The following is a 3,628-nucleotide window of genomic DNA, read 5'->3' as shown; positions in this document are numbered from 1 at the left end:
CGCCGAAGCCGTGCGGCCGATCCGGCGCCGGCCGGTGGAAGCCGGACGGGGCCGCGACGGACGGGGTGCCCGGGCGGAACAGGCCGGTCCGCGCGCTCTGGAACAGGCTCGGGCTCGCCGTCCCGCCATGCTGCGTCAACGGGATGCCGCCCGAGGGACGCAGAGCCTCGAGGGTGCGGGCCGCCACGCCGGTCGAGGCCCGCGCCCCGCCGCGGCGCAGCGCCTCGTGGATCGCGCTGACGACGAGCGCCCGCACCAGCCCCGGATCGCGGAACCGCACCTCGGTCTTGGCCGGGTGGACGTTGACGTCGACGAGGCCGGGCTCGCAGGCGATCGCCAGCCCGAGCACCGGATGCCTGTCGGAGCGCAGGGTGTCGGCGTAGGCGCCGCGCACCGCGCCGAGCAGCAGGCGGTCGCGCACCGGCCGGCCGTTCACCGTGAAGTGGATGTGGTTGGCCGCGCCGCGGTGGAAGGTCGGCAGCCCGACATGGCCGGTGAGCGAGAAGCCCTCCCGCGCCATCGCCACCGGCAGGGCGTTCGCGGCGAAGTCCGATCCCAGCACCTGCGCGAGCCGGGCGAGGCTCGCGGTCGCGTCGTCCGGCTCGGCCCCGGCGAGGGCCGGCAGCACCAGCGGCGTGCCGTTCTCGCTCGTCAGCGTGAAGCGGATCGCGGGCTGCGCCACCGCGAGCCGGCGCAGGATGTCGGAGACCGCCGCGCTCTCGGCGCGGTCGGATTTCAGGAACTTCAGCCGCGCCGGCGTCGCCGAGAACAGGTCGGTGACCTCGATCCGGGTGCCGCGCGCCGCCGGCGCCGGGCGCACCGCGCCGCGCAGGCCCGCCTCGACGGTGAGCGCCGCGCCCGAATCCGCGTCCGCCGTGCGGGTGGTGATCGACAGCCGCGAGACCGCGCCGATCGAAGGCAGCGCCTCGCCGCGGAAACCCAGCGTGTCGATCCGGGTCAGGTCGCCGCCCGGCAGCTTCGAGGTGGCGTGGCGCTCGACGGCGAGCAGCAGGTCGTCCGGCGACATGCCGGCGCCGTCGTCGACCACCCGGATCAGCCGCCGGCCGCCGGCCTCGATCGTCACCGCGATGCTGCGGGCGCCGGCATCGATCGCGTTCTCGACCAGCTCCTTGACCGCCGAGGCCGGCCGCTCGACCACCTCGCCCGCGGCGATGCGGTCGACGAGGACCGGGTCGAGACGGCGGACGGGCTGCGGGGCGGACATGTCCTGCCGCTTATAGACCCTGCCCGCGCCTCGATCCATCGGCGGCGGCGATCCGCCGGTGGATCCGGTCTCCTCCGATGCTCCGCCGCCCCGTGCCGTTGACGCTGCATTAACCACGCCCGGCTAGCCTTCGTTAACCACGCGGAAGCGGTGCGACGGTCGTCTTCGCACGCGCCCAGCCAGGGGAGTCGGGATCCGGTGCTGGGCTTGGAGGGCGAGGGGCATGCGCGACGGGAGGCGGGCCTTGCCTGCGGCCTCGCGCTGCTGCTCGCGGGCCTGCCGGCCGCCGTCGCGATCGCCCTCCCCGGCCCGGCGCAGGCGCAGGCAACGCGGTTCGAATCCCTGAGCCCCGTCGCCGGCCAGCCCGACAACCCGGGCATCGGGCAGGATCCCGGCCAGGACGGATTGCCGGTGCTGCGCCGCAACCGCCTGTCGGAGGGCCCGCCCCGCCTCGGCAACGGCAATTCCGGCGAGGCGGCGGGCGGCGAATCCTCCGGCGGCCTCACCTCCGGCGGCGCTAGCCTGTCGGGGCCGACCGGGGCCGAAGCCGGCGCCTCGAATCTCGACACCCGGGTCCGCTCCTCCGGCAGCCGCACCGGCGGCGCCACGTCCGGCACCAACAACCGCGCCCCGATCAGCCTGCTGCGTCAGCGCGCGGCGCCGCCCCGGCGCCTGGGGACGGCGACCAAGCGCTACACCCAGGACGTCACCCAGATCCCCGCGCCGGCCCTGCGCCTCTCGCCGGTGATCCAGAACCCGGTGGTCGGCGTGCCGCTGCCGGCCGAGGCGCCGCGGCCGCAGGCGCCGGGATTGCCGCTGATCAACCCGCTGAGCGGCGTCCTCACGCCGGGGGCGCTGCTGACCAACAGCCTGCGGCGGCCGATCGCCACCGAGGACGCCTACGCGCCGCTCGGGATCAGGCTCGGCAGCTTCACGGTGCTGCCGTCCTTCACCCAGAGCCTCGGCTACGACACCAACCCGGACCAGACCACGCCGTCGCTCGCCAAGGGCTCGGTCGCGCTCCGGAGCGAGGGGGAGCTGAATTTCCGCTCGGACTGGTCGCGGAGCGAGCTCGCCGGCGAGCTGCGCGCCGGCTACCTCGAGACGCCGGAGAACGAGGCGGCGAGCCGCCCGAACGCGGCCGGCACCGTGCGCCTGCGGATCGACGCCAACCGCGACTTGCGGATCGACGCCGAGACCCGCTTCCTCGTCGACACCCAGCGCACCGGCAGCCCCAACCTCCAGGCCGTGACCGCGACCAACCGGCCGATCGTCGCGACCTACGGCACCTCGCTCGGCGCGACCGAGACCTTCAACCGGCTCTCGGTGTCCCTGCGCGGCTCGGTCGACCGCTCCGAGTTCGAGGATGCCCGGCTGTCGGACGGGACGGTGATCAGCCAGGCCGACCGCAACCAGAACCAGTACAGCATGCGCCTGCGCACGGCCTACGAGGTCACGCCGGAGATCAGCCCCTTCGTCGAGCTGCTCGCTGACACGCGGGTCTACGACCTGCGCCGCGACACCAGCGGCCTGCGCCGCGATTCCGACGGCATCGCCGCCTCGGTCGGCGCGACCGTGAACTTCACCCGCTCGATCAGCGGCGAGATCTCGGGCGGCCTGCAGCACCGCACCTACGTCGACCCGAGCCTGCGCGGCCTCGACGCGCCGATCCTCGCAGCCGCCCTGGTCTGGGCGGCGACCCCGCTGACCACCGTGCGCCTGAACGCGCAGGCCGGCGTCACCGAGACGACGGTCCCCGGCTCCAGCGGCATCCTGACCCAGACGGCGACGCTGGAGGTGCAGCACGACCTCCTGCGCAACCTCTCGATCATCGTCGGCGGCGCCTACCTCCGCAACGACTACCAGGGGGTGTCGATCCGCGAGACCGGCTTCTCGGCCACTGCCCGGCTCGATTACCGCTTCAACCGCTGGCTGACGCTGCGCGGCACCTACCTCTACCAGGAGATCACCAGCACGGCGGCGACGGCGAGCTTTTCCGACAACACCTTCCTGCTCGGGCTGCGGGTGAACCCGTAGCCCCGGTGCGCGGGCCCTCCCGGTTCAGCGCACCAGCGCGAGGGAGGCGCCGGACTTGGTGAGCGCGCCGTCGAGGGCGCCGCCGCCCTGCCGCAGGCGGGCGGCCACCGTGCCGCCCTGCTGGTACAGGTAGACCTCGCCGTCGCGGAAATCCCAGGCCGTGACCTTGGCCAGATCCTTGTTCGGGCAGCCGGCGGCGGAGGCCTTGTAGAGGTCGAGGGCCGGCGCGCTCGAGAGCGTCACCTTGCAGCTTCCCCCGGTCGCGTCCTTGGCGTCCCAGGCGCCGACCACCGAGGCCCGCCCGCTCGCCACCACCGGCGGGGCCGGGGGCGGGGCGACCACCGGCTCGGGGATGACGTTGGAGGC

Annotated in this window: 3 protein-coding genes; 1 reads left to right on the top strand and 2 read right to left on the bottom strand. The window is 74.5% G+C overall.

Going from position 1 to position 3,628, the window contains the following annotated elements:
• Nucleotides 1–1,225 (bottom strand): DNA mismatch repair endonuclease MutL (gene mutL, locus FV230_RS25885; RefSeq protein ID WP_147844425.1); only part of this gene is annotated, 1,225 nt, incomplete at its 3' end.
• 198 nt (nt 1,226–1,423) lie between these two features.
• Between mutL and FV230_RS25880 the strand changes: the two genes are divergently transcribed.
• Entirely contained in the window at nt 1,424–3,262 is a 1,839-nt protein-coding gene (locus FV230_RS25880) for an outer membrane beta-barrel protein (protein WP_243946543.1), read from the top strand.
• Nucleotides 3,263–3,286: 24 nt separating this feature from the next.
• Here the strand turns inward: FV230_RS25880 and FV230_RS25875 are convergent.
• On the bottom strand, nt 3,287–3,628 hold a 342-nt coding region (locus FV230_RS25875), incomplete at its 5' end, for an AprI/Inh family metalloprotease inhibitor (protein ID WP_187275619.1).

The organism is Methylobacterium sp. WL6, assembly GCF_008040095.1.
GTDB lineage: Bacteria > Pseudomonadota > Alphaproteobacteria > Rhizobiales > Beijerinckiaceae > Methylobacterium.
The sequence above is the reverse complement of the archived record's forward strand: the minus strand, read 5'-3'. Positions and strand labels throughout refer to the sequence as shown.